The following is a 14182-nucleotide window of genomic DNA, read 5'->3' on the forward strand; positions in this document are numbered from 1 at the left end:
CACTCCGCCAGTGATCACTGGCGGACCTAATAGGTATTGTAATTAAAGACCAAACTCCCACCTTTTAGCACGCTGCCATAATTAAATAGCAAACCAATACTTACATTATCTAACCAGCCCTCACCATATGCACCAGTACCCATTAACAAATCAAAACCAAATTCATAGTAATGTGGTGTTTGAAAAGCCTCGTTAGTATTGCCAGTTAAATCAACCCGTGAAGCCGATAACTGCCCAGCAAATGAGATATCTAAAGCGCGACCAATAGGGTGAGCGTAATACAGGGTATTACGCCAAGAACTTGCACCAATATTGACTTTATGAGGCTCAATCTCAGACCCAAAGCTCTCCCCATACATGTAAGAAAAGCGCGAGCGATACTTAAGTTTGTGCTTACTCCAGCGCTTTTGATATTGCATCGCTAAGCTAGGGTGTAACATCCAAGCATTGAGCGAAAAATTGGTAAGTACTCCATCAAACACAGGTTGAAATATTTGGCTAATGGAATTGTTGTAAATATATTCTTGCTCTAAACGCCGAATACTTGTGCCTAATTCAGCACTAAAACGCCAATTTTTTATGCCATCCCAATGGGAGCCGCCGGCTAAAAATGCTGAGTATACTTTAAGTTTTTCATGATCTCGGGTGGGGTCTAACTCTTCGTAAAGCGTGATATCGTGAAATCGCTGGGTATAACCCAAACGGCCTGTGGCATAACTCTCCCATGCATGGCCATGCCAAGGAAGTGACAAGGTTAATGGTATGGTAATGGTTTTCAACTCATTTTTGAGACGATTGGCATCATCGCCACCAAGGTTATCATCGTCGATGGGAATAAAGCCCGATGGGTCAAAATTAACAAAGCCAATGGTTACCGTTTCGCGATCATGAATCACCGCATCGGCGGCAAAAGTCCCCGCTAAATTTCGCTGTATAATTGGTAAGATCTCACCTTCAAAATGTCCCTCTGCCAAAGCAGCATTAGCAGTGTTCCTAAGCAATGAGTATATCAAAACAACCAAGATACAACGTGAAGTTAATGATAGATTCATCCTTGAATATACCCTTCTTATCTACAAGCCTTTTAAACCTGAGGTATCTATATCTTTTAATGCTTGGTGCGCAATATCATCTTGACGTTGTTGCTCAAGTTTTTGCTGTTCAATAGCTATACGTGTTTGTCGCTGCAAGGCCTCTTCTTGAGATTCACACTGACGAAAGCCATCAGACCACCCTTGCGCATATTGCTTTTGCTGCTCAAAACGATTGATGTCTTTTTTGAACTGGTCAAACAAACTTCCTCCAGCTTGATGTCCGCTATGGCAGCCATCTTCAAAGCCATCGGCGTAATCAACCGGATAGCCTTGTTCTTGCATCTGTTGCGACTGACTTGCACAAGCAAATAGTGCGGTAGATATTGCCATTATCATGGTTAATTTGAGTATGTTCAAAACGTCTCCTTAAAAATGGATTTATTTTAGTTAAGTATAAGTACCATTTAATCGTTAGATTTACCAAAGAGCTAGGTGCTACCTCTTAAAAGTAGCACCTAGTCATTTAATATAACTTTATCCAGATGGTAACGCAGCGCTATAGCTATACATATTCTTAGCTCAGCCAAAGGCCAGGTTTGATTGGTAGGCAGTAAAATAGCGCGCTGTTTCTGATAACGAAACAAATTTGGGAACAAGGTTTTATACACCTCAACCAACTTTGTTTTACAATTTACGTATAAGCCTAAGTAGCCTGGCTGCTTAGCTTGCCAAGCTATTCGCAAGGTAGTGCCCGACTTTGTTTGTTCGGTGAGGTAGGCTAGCTCGCCCCACTTTAGGGTTTCGTGTAGCTCACCTACGCCCTCAGTTGTTTCGGCCACCGCTAAAATTTCTGCTCTTAATAACAACACTTGTTGCTGAATAGCAGCAGGATACTCTGAGATAGCAGCCTGCAGCTCTGGCTTTAATTGCCGCATCATTACCAAGCCTTTGCCGATACTAATGCGCGCTGAAACAGCGGCCAAGAAACAAGGTGCTGCTGATAACGCCCAGCGGCTCCTTCAAACTCGATCCCATAATTAGTTAAACGCTGTGCCATTACCGCATAGTAAGCATCAAGCGCCCCTGCTTTGTTAAAGGCGAAACAACCATCAAATTGTTGCCAAATAGCACTTAGGCGCTGTAATTCAGTCTCAATCTTAGGAGCTAGGCTCGGTGGTAAGCCTTTTTCAAACTGAAAGGGCAAATACTGGCGAATAGCCAAAAATCCCGCATGCAATTCCGCCATATAGCTACGCGCTTGAGCACGCAATCTCGCTTCATTGGGGAAGAGCTGGCCATTAGCTTGCTCGTTAGCAAACTCGATAATCGCTAAGGAATCATGAATGACAATATCTTCACACCTTAGCACTGGCACCAGCAAGCTAGGAGATAAGCTAGCTAACTGTTGTTGGTAACCCGCCTGGCCTAGAGGGACAGCAGTAAGCGAAAATTCCAGTTCTGCTAACTGCATACAAAGATAGGTACGCAATGACCAAGTGGAATCACGCCCAACAATCAAGGTTAAATTCTGCTCCATATCAGCTCCCCTGCAACGTGGCTTTTAAACCTTTCTGACGACTGTATATAGTGAGTAAAATCCCCCCTAATACCAAACCCGCCGAGAGTATAAAGTTTAACCCAAGTGGCTCGCTAGCAAACAACCAACCGCCTGCCGCCGCAATTAAGGGTACCAATAACTGTAACACCGCCGCTTGGCTGGCCGACAAACTCCCCAACGCGATATACCAAACCCAGTACCCCAATCCAGAAGCCAGAGCTCCCGAACTCAACGCTAGCAACACGCCATATACAGTCATGTTAGCTTGCATCGCTATCCAAGGTAGTAAAACCACTAAAAATGGTAAGCTGCGCCAAAAGTTAAAACAGGTATCTCGGCTAGGGCTTAATGAACCTCGCCCATTTAAGGTATACACCCCCCACGCACAACCTGCCACTAGCATTAAAACAAAGCCGACCAATGATACCGATGCCTGTTCGCTTGGCGCTAATAAAACGACCAAACCGGCAAACGCGAAGGCAATACCAAGGCCTTCGCCCCAAAATAATCGGACACCTTTAACTATCGAAATACCCACCATGCTTAGTTGCACCGCCGCAAATAATATTAATGCGCCAATACCAGTATCCAAATAAAGATAGGCAAATGAAAAACAAGCTGCATAACTAAACAGCATTACGCCCGACCACCAACTTCCCTTGCTTTGCTTTGCGCCAGAAGCAGGTTTTATCACCAACAACAGCACCAAAGTAATAGCACCCGCCAACAAACGCACCGCGGTAAAGCTGGCAGCATCAATTTGTTGGTCCCCCAAAGCCAAGCGGCACAGTACTGAATTACCCGCAAAAGCAATCAGCGCAATAAGAGTGGTCAAGTATGAGCGCATAGGTTGGGAGTTACTCAAGCTCAGACCACACTGCAAATTCGTTACCACTAGGTTCGCAAAAATGAAAGCGTCGCCCACCGGGGAAACTAAAAATTGCTTTAACTACCTTCCCGCCAGCTCGCTCTACTTTAGAAAGAGTCTGCTCTAAGTCTTGGCTATAAAACACCAGTAAGGCAGCACCGTTTTCGGTTGACGACTTTAACGGCGCTTGAAAAAAACCACCGTCTAAACCCTGCCCAGAAAACGCGGTATATTGCTCACCAAAATCTTCAAACTGCCAAGCAAAAACGGAGCTGAAAAACCGCTTAGTGGCGATGAGATCGCTGCTGGGGAACTCTACGTAGTTCAGCTTTTCGTGCTGATTCATTATTTCACTCCTTGAAAGCTAATTGGGTTAGCACTTACATAAACAAAGTGCCTTGCATATAGGTTGTAGCATGCCCAGCAACAGTGACACTTTGCGCATTTAACTTGCAATGCAATACGCCACCACGGTTCGAAGCTTGGTAAGCCACCATTTTCTTTTTATCTAAACGCGCCGCCCAAAATGGTGTAAGTCCAATATAAATAGACCCAGTAACTGGATCTTCATATCCGCCATTGGCAGGCCAAAAGTAACGCAATACAAAATCGTAATCACGACCTTTAGCGGTAACAACCACATCATAAGGACCAAGGGTTCTAATTAACACTTCATCAATAACTATCGATTCAACCTACGCTTGCTGATCATAGACCAGGAAATAAGCCTGTTGATTTCGCAAAACCTCACTCGGTTATATCTATACTCCATTTAATAGAGCATCTGGAATCTCTTGTATTGGCTGAGGTAGGTGAATGGGAAAATCCATAGCAATTAAATGGTTTTCCGCACGGCGTACGCTTAGCTCTCCCACTTTAGAAGTCGCAAATCTTAGTTCTAAGGCCTCAGTATTGTTTTCAAAGAGAACGCGTGCAACTGCCAGCCTGGCTTGTCCACAAAAATCAATTTCACAAATAGGCGAGAACCAGCGGATAAAATAATAGTTGGTCGCGAGAGGTACTAAGAACGCGGTTTCAGACAAGTTGTTTTCTATGGCTATCGCCTGCATTAACGCGTCTTCCAGCCAACGTTCAAGAATGATCACCGCTGTCGGATTACCTTTAAATAAGTCTTGGCTAAAGCTATCCACTTGATGGATCTTCAAGTTCATTGTGTTCCTTGTCATTAGACTAATTGCCTATTGTCAACTGGGGTAGAGATATGAGCTCGTCAACTTTACAAGACGCACTCCTCTGAACAGTGAGCGAAAGATCACACATACACCTTTACATTAATCCAATATACGTTACACTTCGCTCGCTGGTAAAGGTTACAGCGGATATTTATGCCCCATACAAATGCGTTGATTTCTTAGATTTCATACCTGTTTGTTCGTAAGTAATTTCTGCATCTTTCGGCACCCTTTAACTTACCCGTTTTTGGTGTAAGTTTTATTTATTATATTTTGGAGATTACTCATGGCTACAGGTCGCGTAAAATGGTTTGACGAGCAAAAAGGTTTTGGTTTCATCGAGCGTCCAGATGGTAAAGATGTATTCGTACATTTCCGCGCTATCAAAAGCGACGGTTACAAAACTTTAGCTGAAGGCCAAGAAGTACAGTTTGAAGTAGAAGAAGGTCCTAAGGGTCCTCAAGCTGCTAACGTAACTGTTGCTTAAGCTGCTCTTTAAGGCATAGTATCCAATTAGTCTTTGATTAGTTAGACACTAGCTTTAAGCTAAAAAAACGGCCTGCTTGGCCGTTTTTTATTGCCTGTAGAAAAGTAAACATAGCGATCAATCCGCTAAAGCAAACTGCGAAGCTGCGGAAACATGAATAGCGGTAGTATCGTAAAGCCTAATAGCGGTATGTGATTGCTGCACCAACAAGCCAATCTCAGTACATCCTAAAATAATAGCCTCTGCCCCTGCGGCTTTAAGCTTTTCCATTTCTTGCAAATAAACATCTCTAGAGCTGTTTAACACCTTCCCCTGACATAACTCTTGATAAATAATGTTATGTACTAACGCCATACCAACATCGTCGGGAACTAACACTTCTAAACCACGCTGTTGCAAGCGACCTTTGTAAAAATCCTGCTGCATAGTGAACTGAGTGCCTAATAAACCCACTCGCTTAACACCGTCTTTAAGCAACTCGCTCGCAGTAGCATCAGCTATGTGCAGCAGAGGAATACTCAAAGCTTGCTCTACATCTTCTGCTACTTTGTGCATTGTATTGGTAGCAATTAGCAGAAAATCTGCGCCTGAGGCTTGAACTGACAAACCAGCAGCGAGCATTTTTTCAGCTAAAGCCTGCCAATCCCCCTGATGTTGCAAGCGTTCTATTTCAGCAAAATCGACACTGACTAGGTTTATTTTGGCTGAATGTAAGCCGCCTTTTGCATGCTTAACGGCAAGATTCAGTTGCTGGTAGTACATTAGGCTCGATTCCCAGCTCATGCCGCCTATAATGCCAATTGTTTTCATCATAACCTCAATGCTCACCCAGCTACCATTTGGTAGGCTTTTCTATTTCATATAGATCGTCTGCAATGTTATCGATACGCTTTTGCATTACTACTTGTGCATCTTGCAAGCCTTGGTTGTAATAAAATGCGCCAATTTCTTCAGAGAAAAAATCCAATAGAAACTCTGCATCGAACTGACCAATTTCAACATCTAACTGTTGCTCACAATAACTTTGGACTTTACTCACTAATGCGCGTTTTTGATCAACTGAAAACTCAATAGCAGACATGGTTAACATTCCTCTAGAACTCGTTGTTCCAATTCATCTATTTGTTGCTCGGTTTTAATTTGCTGCTGCCAATAACCCACATTGACCCATTCGCCGAATTTTCGCCCTACCTTTTCAAACTCAGCCACCTTATGAAAACCCAAGCGCTCGTGAATAGCCACGCTAGCAGGGTTAGGTAAAGCAATACCCGCGATAACAGTAGCAATAGGATAATCCTGAAGGCGGTTTAACAAAGCTTGGTACAGCTGAGTACCAACTCCTTTGCCAGCAGTGCTATGCGCGACATAAATGGAGCTTTCAACGGAAAAGCGATAGGCACTGCGTCCTTTCCAAGGGCTCACATAGGCATAACCCAATATCTCACCTTGCTGTTCGTACACCAACCACAGCAGCTCTTTTTGCAGAGTTACAACCCGCGAAGCGATATCACTAGGCTCAACTTGCCGTTCTTCAAAGGTGGCACGACTGTTTTCAATAAAATAATTGTAAATACTGCAAATTTGCGGGCAATCACTTAACAGTGCATCTCTGATCATGGTTATCCTTTTCCTATCGAATACCGCTCTGTATTCACCAAACAACTTGCTCGACTATCAGCGACTTAAAAACAAAGCCAACTTGATACAGACGAAAGAAAAAAATTTGATGACTATCCTTCCACAAGATTATGCTTCAATGTTGAAACTAAGCGGGGCTATAAGCACTCTAAAACAGAACTAAACTACACCCACAATAAAACATTTTCCCAAGATTAGAAGGGGAATGTTTATACCGCTTAACCTGCTAGATGCACGACATCTTGTGTGGCCGTTGCTCGCCGTAAACTCCACCAACACCGAATGATAAAAAGTAGCAGTGCCCAACTTAGTGACTTAAACCCTTCGTTCTCTTAACGAGAGTGCGCCGTCAGCATCGAAAGGAAAGTAGAGGAGAGGTCAGTAAATAATCGACGTGACCACCGGATTGGCAGCGCTTAACTTCAAGCGAATTCTATATTTGAGCTCTACACATCCAACTAGCGTTACTACCCTCAAACGACATTACTCAAATGTGTAAACAAAAGTTGCTTCTAAAGCGTTAGCACTAACACACATTTGCTAGTTTTTCGATCATAAGTATTGTAGGACAAATTAGACCAAAGTATAGTGCAAAAAAAACGGACAGATAGGTTAATAAGCAAACGAATTATAGAGTTATTTATCAAGGAGCTTTCGTGAAAACATTAGCAATACTATTAGGGACACTTAGCACTCTGTCCTTCTCCTGCTGGGGCTTTAATAGCCACATAGTAGAGTCCACGCCATCTGAATTCATTAATTCAAACGCGCAAATTAACTACCACTATTACAACACCAGTCTAGGTGATCGCCCGGCGCGTATAAAAGGTCTGGTGGGGATTATTGATGGTTACGCAATTTTAAAGCTTAGCTGCGCGAATAATGGCGCGGTATCGGTAAAACACAATGTGATTAAAGCACCTGAACAGCACGTATCCATTGACCACAAACAACTGAAAACTAAGCTTAGCCAATTCAATTATAGCCTTAGCTCTCAAGAACAAATTACCCAACTAAAACAAGGTAAATACTTGCAGTTTTCTCAGCAACCTACACTAACAGCAAATTTGAAGTTAAAAACCACATCAGTATCTTTACAAGGGTTTACAGCTACTTACGAGCGGATGAAGCAACTTTGCGCACACAGCGCTGGCCTAGCAATGCGTTAAGCCAAATAGGCAACAGCTTGTACCTTGTTGTTATTGAAAAGTACTGCTTAACTTAGTTGCTCGGTAAAATGATGGCTTCTAATATCAAAGCCATGACGTAGATAAAATCGGTGAGCAGCAAAGCGTTGTACCCCAGATCCCAAATGAAACTGCTCACACTGTTGTTGCTTGGCATAGTCTTCTAGCCAATGCAGCAACTGCTTTCCAACACCTTTCGAGCGGCAATTTGGCAGTGTCACTAAGTCATCCAAATAAAGGTGTTTGCCCCAAGATAGCTTCCAAGCGATCACAAAACCGGCGACTGCAACAATTTGCTGCTGGTCACTTAAGTAACTCAACTGATAACCCTGCTGCTGCTGCAACTTAATTTGTTCAATCAATGTAGCTTTGGTGAAGCTTGGGCGAAGCACCAGCATAACATCTGCCACTTGCCCTAATTCAGTATCAGATTGCAGTAAGCTCACTTGCATTCTATAGGCTCTCTAAAGGATTAACCATGCTACCTATAGCAGCACAACGTTAAGTATGGATGCTTGAATTTAAGACTAAGGTATTTAGCTAAGCCCTATAAAAACGGCTTACAAGGAAGGGATAAACTCAAGTCTTGCTAAACGATTTTAGCAAGACTTGTTGACACATTTATTTCGAAACAAGCGCTTCTTTATTAGAATCAGCGTCTACTTCCGACTCTTCAGGCTCGGCAAATACTTCGGCCACCGACTTGCGAGTTAACTCACCTTTGAGGTTGCCGTCATCATCTACTACAGGCAATGAGAAATCACTTGCTAAACTGTCGGTTATAACACTCTCAATGGCCGCGTCTGGTGAAATAGTCGGCACGTCTTGATACTCACACGTTTCGAATTGCTCATCAGCATTTGCTTTCGATGCTTGCTCAAGCGAATCTTGCGTCACAATGCCTTGGTAGCCATCTTCGGTAACATGATAAGCGTAGTCGCCTTTGATTTTTTTCATTTGCTGCAAGGCTTCGCCAATAGTATCAGCCGTAATTCGCCGCGCAGGAGGCCGCATTACCGTTTCTACCGTAAGGGCACGAGCTCGGTTTACGTCTTTTACAAAAGCTTCAACGTAATCGGTAGCAGGATTTAATAGAATATCGTCTGGCGTGCCCTGCTGTACTACCTCACCGTCTTTCAAAATAGCAATTTTGTCGCCAATGCGCAGCGCTTCATCTAAATCGTGAGTAATAAAGATAATAGTTTTGTGCAGGGTTTCTTGGAGTTCAATCAGCTGATCTTGCATTTCACTTCGAATCAGCGGGTCAAGGGCTGAGAAGGCTTCATCCATCAGCAAAATTTCTGCATCGGTGCTTAAGGCACGAGCTAAACCTACACGCTGCTGCTGACCACCTGAAAGTTGCGAAGGATATTGCTGCTCATAACCGTTTAAGCCCACGGTATCTAACCACTCTTGAGCTTTTGCTAAACGCTGCTCTTTGGGCACGCCCTGCACGGTTAAACCATAAGCGACATTTTCAATCACACTACGGTGTGGCATCAAACCAAAACGTTGGAATACCATCGACATTTTATGACGACGGAAATCTTGCAGCTCTTTACTGCTCAGCTTCATTACGTCAGTCCCCTCAATGCTAATCACCCCTTCGGTAGGGTCAATTAGACGGTTGAAGTGACGGATCAAGGTCGATTTACCAGAACCAGACAAACCCATTATTACGTAGATTTCGCCTTGCTGTATCTCTAAGTTAATGTCTTTAAGGCCCAAAGTGTGGCCAGTTTCCGCCAGAATTTTATCTTTAGATTCTCCGGCCTTTACTCGCGGCATCACCTGCTTCGGATTTTCACCAAACAGCTTGTATAAGCCCTGAATTTTAATTAGCGGCTCAGTCATGCTTAAATCCTTGAAGATGTGCTTGGGTGCGCTTAGCGTAAGCTTGTGAGACACGATCAAATATAATCGCCAGCGCTACAATCGCTAAACCGTTGAGTAAACCCAAGGTAAAGTACTGATTGGTAATTGATTTTAATACTGGCTGGCCTAAACCCTTCACCCCAATCATTGAGGCAATCACCACCATCGATAAGGCCATCATAATGGTTTGGTTGATTCCCGCCATAATGGTGGGCATCGCCAAGGGGATCTGCACCCCAAACAAACGTTGCGTGGTACTCGCACCGTAGGCTGTAGCGGCTTCTAACACCTCTTTATCCACCAAGCGAATGCCTAAATTAGTTAAACGAATTACCGGAGGAATACCGTAAATAACCACCGCGATCACGCCAGGAATTTTACCAATGCCCAGCAGCATCACTACCGGAATCAGGTATACAAAAGCTGGCAGCGTCTGCATAACATCTAGCATAGGGGTAATAATTGCTTGGGTTCGATTAGAACGGGCCATCACAATGCCAATAGGAATACCTAAGGCAATGGCCAGCATAGTACACACGGTAATGATGCTCATGGTTCGCATCATGTCTTCCCACATGCCGAAGTAACCCACCAGTAGCAGTGATACTACGGAGCCAATAACCAGCTTCCAAGAACGACTCGCGGCGTAAACCAAACCTGCACACACAATCAATACTAACCACCACGGAGTGGTAATAAGCAATTTTTCAAACCAAACTAAAAACTGTAAAAGGGGCTCAAAAAATGATTCGATGGCTTCGCCATACTCTCGGGAAAAATTACGATATGCACCATCTAAAGACTTACGAATAACGGTGAGATCGGCTCGACTCATTTGTGGAAAACGTTCCAACCATGACGAATCCGCCATAAATAACTACCTCTATTAAAAACGCGAAAGGCCAACCCGAGGTTGGCCTTTTTGTTACTTAAACTACATACTGGCTAAAGCTTTACTGACCTTGGCGGCAACTTCATCTGATACCCAAGCTTTCCAGCTTTCTGGGTTTTCAGTTAAGTAGTGATACATTGCTGCATCGCCATCCGCTTGGCTTTCTTCCATCCACGCTAATAAACTATTCATTTCAGCATTAGTGAATGAACGCTTAGTAATGTAGTCATAAGCAGCCGGCGCCTTAGTGGCAAACTCTTCCGTCGTTACAGAGTGAACTGGCGAAGGTGGGTACATGGTTACTTTAGGGTTTTCACAATCTTCTTGAGTGGTACAGTTCAAGAATTCTTGCTCGTCAATACCGTTTCCAGTATCCACTTTAACCATTTCGTATTTACCTAGCACAGCAGTAGGTGCCCAGTAATAACCAAACCAGCCTTGTTCGCGGGTGTAGGCTTTAGCAATTGAACCTGAAAGGCCGGCACTCGAACCTGGATCAATCAGTTCAAAACCTGACTTCTCTAGTTCTAAAGCATTAAATAAATTACTTGCAGAAATTTGACAGTTCCAACCCGCTGGGCAGCCGTAAAAGCCAGATAGCTCTTTGCTTTCAGGGTGAACAAATAATTTAGCGTGTTTCTTAACGCCTTCGATAGTGGCAATTTCAGGGTACTTTTCAACTAAGTACTTAGGCACCCAAAAGCCTTCTTCACCGCCGTCAGACAATGACTTACCCGCAAAGCGAATACGTTTTTCTGCTACGCCGCGATCTAATACTTCTTTAGCAGAGTTACTCCATAACTCAGGAGCAATATCAGGTTCGCCTTTTTCCATCATAGAAACGGTGGTTGGCATGGTGTCGCCTGGTACAAGTTCGGCATCACAACCGTAACCATGTTCCAGAATAAATTTATCTACGTTGGCAATAACGGTTGCAGAACTCCAGTTCATGTCTGCAATGGTAACACTGCCACAGCTGTCTTCAGCTTGAGCAAATCCGCTCACTAAAAGCAGTGCTGCATATCTTAACTTCATATCCCTATCCTTCCCTGTGTGCTTTCTTAGCGTTAAGAATCATACACTTCAAATAATTAGAGTTCAAACTAACTACTGTGTATACCCTCTGGTTTGAGTATGGGATATACTCCGAAAAACCCCAAAAAAGCATTTAAATAGTTATGCAAAAATCTGCTTACTGGCAAGACGTGTTGATTTCCTTACGGAAAATTATCCGCGCTACCGACCTACAATCCAAACGCATTGTAAAAGCCTGTGGCTTAACCATTCCGCAAGTGATGGTATTACGGGCAATTGAAGAAATGGGCACCGTTAATGTTAAACGCCTCTCCGACCAAGTCTCATTGAGTCAAGCCACAGTAACCACTATTCTTAATCGATTGGAGGAGCGGCAGCTGATTGAGCGAGTACGCTGTGCCACTGACCGACGCATTGTAAACCCACGCCTTACCAGCCGCGGCCACGATATTCTTACTACTGTGCCGCCATTACTGCACGAAGAATTTATTCAGCGCTTTGAGAGCCTAGAAGATTGGGAGAAGACCCAAATACTCTCGTCTATGCAACATATTGCTTCAATGATGGATGCAGAAGCGATTGATGCAGCCCCATTATTAGACATTGAAGCGCCGGTAAAAGATCTACAACGCTAAGAAAATTACTTTCAACTCAAACTAATTCAGGATTTAGTCAGTTATTTTTGATAAGGCTAGGATATGGGTATCAACCCCATCTAAGCTTTGCTGGTTTTTCTTCGCCCAATATTGCTCAATACCTTTCTCACCTTGCTTATCTGCCCACTGACTTAGTTCTTCTCTAGGCGCTACATAGTCGTAAAATGGCACCGACATTCCGCACGAGCTCTGCACCATATCAATATCCAACAAGTAGAGTTGCCGGGCGCCATTTAGGTTAGAGAATAATTGACTATAACTTTGCCAACATTCATCTCCTCGATGAACCGCTGTCGCCTGTCCGTATAAACGCAAGATAACGGGTTTGCCTTCAAAGGCACAAAACATAATCGTCATGCGTGGATCTTGGCTCACATGAGCGGCAGTTTCATTGCCACTGCCGGTATAGTTTAGCCACACCACTTGGTGTTTGTTTAGCACTCGAAACGAGTCCATACCTTTTGGCGACAGGTTCACTTTTCCGCTTGGCGCTGCTGTTGCCACAAAAAACATCTGTTGTTGTTCGATGAATTCGACATGAGGGGGGATCATCGCACTAAACTGTTTACCCATTAATTGTCATCCTAGAAAACCTAAACGCAAGAGGTTCAGTTTATCAACAAGTGATGACAGTTCAGTGATCAATCAACGCTTTAACCCACTAAGCACCTTGATAAACAAGCTATAACGACGGGATAACGTCCAGCGCTTATAGCCTTATTTATGTTTGGCGAGAATAGAATCTAAATGGCTAGCAAAGGCTTTTCGGTCAGCTTGGCTAAGCGCAGCTGGCCCACCAGTATGCACGCCGCTGGAGCGCATAGTGTCCATAAAATCACGCATGTTAAGTCGCGATTTAATATTACTTTTCGTATAAAGCTCACCACGGGGGCTGAGTGCTAGGCCTTGTTTCGTAATCACCTCATCGGCCAAGGGAATGTCTGAGGTAATCACCAAATCACCTTCGCTCACTCGTGCCACAATTTCGTTATCGGCTACATCAAAACCAGCACTTACCTGTAAGCTAGAAATAACTTTTGAAGGCGGAGTCTTTATGTATTGATTCGCCACCAAGATAAGAGGAATTTGGGTGCGCTCGGCAGCACGAAATAGTATCTCTTTAATCACCACCGGACAGGCGTCGGCATCTACCCAAATCTTCATTCATAATTACTCTTCAACAATCGTGCGGCTACTATGCCAAATTAACGATTGATTACAAGATCGCTCGCATATCGATATTATAAATTTCGGTATGAAAGCCGCCGTATTCTTCAAAACCACAAGCCTTATAAAAATGTCGCGCGCGATGGTTGCTTTCTTGAGTCCCGCCCATTAACACTAAGCTTCGCGCACCTTGCTGCTTAACATGTTGCATCAAAGGTTTAATAGCTGCAGAAGCTAAACCTGCATTTTGATATGCATCGGCTATACACGGCGCAAAAATTACGTCTAACTCAGCCCGTAAGCATACGCCTTGGCGACTGTAACGCTCAGCTTCCTCTAACGATATGTGACGCTCAACAATAAAGTAACCCGCAACCAGGTCTTTATCCATAATCACCCAACGTTCAGCGCTGTCGGTGTTAATGGCTTCACATAAGTGTTTTGCTTGCTGCTGAGTTAATGGATGCGGCCCAAAGCGGCAAGTGGTTGCGAGGCTTAAACCTTGGAAAAAGGCACCTAAAGCTTCAGCGTCACCCCGCTCTATTAAACGCAAAATAAAAGTACGATCGTACTTAGCTTCAATCGATATCAC

Annotated in this window: 21 protein-coding genes; 3 read left to right on the plus strand and 18 right to left on the minus strand. The window is 43.8% G+C overall.

Features of this window, described 5'->3' with window-relative positions:
- Positions 1 to 26 precede the first annotated feature (26 nt).
- The 8 genes from FFR00_RS06100 to FFR00_RS22045 form a co-directional block, all read right to left on the minus strand.
- Positions 27 to 1052 carry a Solitary outer membrane autotransporter beta-barrel domain gene (locus tag FFR00_RS06100; protein WP_137672494.1) on the minus strand — a complete coding sequence of 342 codons (1026 nt, stop codon included), beginning with the start codon at positions 1050 to 1052 and terminating at the stop codon, positions 27 to 29.
- 21 nt (positions 1053 to 1073) lie between these two features.
- Complete coding sequence (locus tag FFR00_RS06105; RefSeq protein WP_235836170.1) at positions 1074 to 1451, minus strand: hypothetical protein; 378 nt, start codon at positions 1449 to 1451, stop codon at positions 1074 to 1076.
- Between the two features lie 98 nt (positions 1452 to 1549).
- A complete protein-coding gene (locus FFR00_RS06110; protein ID WP_137672495.1) occupies positions 1550 to 1972 on the minus strand; it encodes a DUF1801 domain-containing protein in 423 nt (140 codons plus the stop codon).
- Positions 1972 to 2571, minus strand: a complete 600-nt coding sequence (locus FFR00_RS06115) for a glutathione S-transferase N-terminal domain-containing protein (protein ID WP_137672496.1) — start codon at positions 2569 to 2571, stop codon at positions 1972 to 1974. Before FFR00_RS06115 ends, FFR00_RS06110 begins: the two co-directional genes overlap by 1 nt.
- 1 nt (position 2572) lies before the next feature.
- Positions 2573 to 3439, minus strand: coding sequence for a DMT family transporter (locus FFR00_RS06120; RefSeq protein WP_174235931.1), 867 nt, complete (start codon positions 3437 to 3439; stop codon positions 2573 to 2575).
- Positions 3440 to 3449: 10 nt separating this feature from the next.
- Positions 3450 to 3806 (minus strand): VOC family protein, encoded by a 357-nt coding sequence (locus FFR00_RS06125; RefSeq protein ID WP_137672497.1) that lies wholly within the window; start codon positions 3804 to 3806, stop codon positions 3450 to 3452.
- 34 nt (positions 3807 to 3840) lie between these two features.
- Positions 3841 to 4131 (minus strand): PhzF family phenazine biosynthesis protein, encoded by a 291-nt coding sequence (locus tag FFR00_RS22040; protein WP_306766880.1) that lies wholly within the window; start codon positions 4129 to 4131, stop codon positions 3841 to 3843.
- Positions 4132 to 4221: 90 nt separating this feature from the next.
- Complete coding sequence (locus FFR00_RS22045) at positions 4222 to 4632, minus strand: PhzF family phenazine biosynthesis protein (RefSeq protein WP_306766881.1); 411 nt, start codon at positions 4630 to 4632, stop codon at positions 4222 to 4224.
- 307 nt (positions 4633 to 4939) lie between these two features.
- Between FFR00_RS22045 and FFR00_RS06135 the strand changes: the two genes are divergently transcribed.
- The gene (locus tag FFR00_RS06135; protein WP_137672498.1) at positions 4940 to 5140 is read left to right on the plus strand and encodes a cold-shock protein; all 201 of its coding nucleotides are present in this window, start codon (positions 4940 to 4942) and stop codon (positions 5138 to 5140) included.
- A 117-nt stretch (positions 5141 to 5257) separates the two neighbouring features.
- Here FFR00_RS06135 and FFR00_RS06140 read toward each other — a convergent pair whose 3' ends face one another.
- From FFR00_RS06140 to FFR00_RS06150, 3 genes are read right to left on the minus strand one after another with little or no spacing between them, the layout of a single operon-like run.
- Positions 5258 to 5950, minus strand: coding sequence for an aspartate/glutamate racemase family protein (locus tag FFR00_RS06140; protein WP_137672617.1), 693 nt, complete (start codon positions 5948 to 5950; stop codon positions 5258 to 5260).
- 22 nt (positions 5951 to 5972) lie between these two features.
- On the minus strand, positions 5973 to 6221 hold the full coding sequence (locus FFR00_RS06145; protein WP_137672499.1) for a DUF2164 domain-containing protein: 249 nt from the start codon (positions 6219 to 6221) through the stop codon (positions 5973 to 5975).
- A gap of 2 nt (positions 6222 to 6223) precedes the next feature.
- Positions 6224 to 6757, minus strand: a complete 534-nt coding sequence (locus tag FFR00_RS06150) for a GNAT family N-acetyltransferase (RefSeq protein ID WP_137672500.1) — start codon at positions 6755 to 6757, stop codon at positions 6224 to 6226.
- A gap of 677 nt (positions 6758 to 7434) precedes the next feature.
- Between FFR00_RS06150 and FFR00_RS06155 the strand changes: the two genes are divergently transcribed.
- Entirely contained in the window at positions 7435 to 7947 is a 513-nt protein-coding gene (locus tag FFR00_RS06155; RefSeq protein ID WP_137672501.1) for a hypothetical protein, read from the plus strand.
- A 47-nt stretch (positions 7948 to 7994) separates the two neighbouring features.
- On the opposite strand, the gene FFR00_RS06160 is transcribed toward FFR00_RS06155, so the two are convergent.
- The 4 genes from FFR00_RS06160 to FFR00_RS06175 form a co-directional block, all read right to left on the minus strand.
- The gene (locus tag FFR00_RS06160; protein WP_137672502.1) at positions 7995 to 8417 is read right to left on the minus strand and encodes a GNAT family N-acetyltransferase; all 423 of its coding nucleotides are present in this window, start codon (positions 8415 to 8417) and stop codon (positions 7995 to 7997) included.
- Between the two features lie 169 nt (positions 8418 to 8586).
- Positions 8587 to 9819, minus strand: a complete 1233-nt coding sequence (locus FFR00_RS06165; RefSeq protein WP_137672503.1) for a glycine betaine/L-proline ABC transporter ATP-binding protein — start codon at positions 9817 to 9819, stop codon at positions 8587 to 8589.
- Positions 9812 to 10711, minus strand: coding sequence for a proline/glycine betaine ABC transporter permease (locus FFR00_RS06170; RefSeq protein WP_137672504.1), 900 nt, complete (start codon positions 10709 to 10711; stop codon positions 9812 to 9814). Before FFR00_RS06170 ends, FFR00_RS06165 begins: the two co-directional genes overlap by 8 nt.
- 63 nt (positions 10712 to 10774) lie before the next feature.
- Positions 10775 to 11767: an ABC transporter substrate-binding protein gene (locus FFR00_RS06175; RefSeq protein WP_137672505.1), complete on the minus strand. Its 993-nt coding sequence runs from the start codon at positions 11765 to 11767 to the stop codon at positions 10775 to 10777.
- 143 nt (positions 11768 to 11910) lie between these two features.
- Here FFR00_RS06175 and FFR00_RS06180 point away from each other — a divergent pair, with 143 nt between their 5' ends.
- Complete coding sequence (locus FFR00_RS06180) at positions 11911 to 12402, plus strand: MarR family winged helix-turn-helix transcriptional regulator (RefSeq protein ID WP_137672506.1); 492 nt, start codon at positions 11911 to 11913, stop codon at positions 12400 to 12402.
- 33 nt (positions 12403 to 12435) lie between these two features.
- Here FFR00_RS06180 and FFR00_RS06185 read toward each other — a convergent pair whose 3' ends face one another.
- The 3 genes from FFR00_RS06185 to FFR00_RS06195 all read right to left on the minus strand — a co-directional run bounded on the left by FFR00_RS06185 (position 12436) and on the right by FFR00_RS06195 (position 14182).
- Positions 12436 to 12996, minus strand: a complete 561-nt coding sequence (locus FFR00_RS06185) for a pyridoxamine 5'-phosphate oxidase family protein (RefSeq protein ID WP_137672507.1) — start codon at positions 12994 to 12996, stop codon at positions 12436 to 12438.
- A 144-nt stretch (positions 12997 to 13140) separates the two neighbouring features.
- Complete coding sequence (locus FFR00_RS06190) at positions 13141 to 13587, minus strand: YaiI/YqxD family protein (protein WP_137672508.1); 447 nt, start codon at positions 13585 to 13587, stop codon at positions 13141 to 13143.
- Between the two features lie 52 nt (positions 13588 to 13639).
- Positions 13640 to 14182 (minus strand): GNAT family N-acetyltransferase, encoded by a 543-nt coding sequence (locus FFR00_RS06195; RefSeq protein ID WP_161985103.1) that lies wholly within the window; start codon positions 14180 to 14182, stop codon positions 13640 to 13642.

Origin of the sequence: Agarivorans sp. Toyoura001, from assembly GCF_005405585.1 — a bacterium.
In the GTDB taxonomy this organism is placed as follows: Bacteria; Pseudomonadota; Gammaproteobacteria; order Enterobacterales; family Celerinatantimonadaceae; genus Agarivorans.